Source organism: Thermococcus sp. MAR1, assembly GCF_012027305.1.
Lineage (GTDB): Archaea > Methanobacteriota_B > Thermococci > Thermococcales > Thermococcaceae > Thermococcus.
On sequence record NZ_SNUF01000052.1, the window covers coordinates 1 to 379 of the forward strand.

The following is a 379-nucleotide window of genomic DNA, read 5'->3' on the forward strand; positions in this document are numbered from 1 at the left end:
ATTGCCCCAGCCGGCAATTTTTTCCAACACTACTTCGTATAATTTTTTTTGTTGATTATTGGTATCCACCGTCAACTTTTGAAAATCATTTGCACCTGCATTGCTTGTTAACCCCAATACAATGGTGAATTTATTGTCATATTCTAAAAATGGTTTTACACTGTCTTCACCCATATAAGGTGCTACTGTTACTGCATCAAAAGCAAATGTTTGAAAAAAAGTTTTGGCATATTGAGCAGAAGTATTGCCGATATCGCCTCGCTTGGCATCGGCAATTTTAAAATGCGTTTGCGGAATATAATTACAGGTTGCTTCCATTGCCTGCCAACCCTTTAAACCCATTGCTTCATAAAAAGCTGTATTTATTTTATAAGCTACA

Annotated in this window: 1 protein-coding gene; it reads right to left on the reverse strand. The window is 36.1% G+C overall.

The annotated features are described in order from the left end of the window. The coding region (pyrF, locus tag E3E25_RS11495; RefSeq protein WP_167893431.1) for an orotidine-5'-phosphate decarboxylase at positions 1–379 on the reverse strand (379 nt) is incomplete at both ends.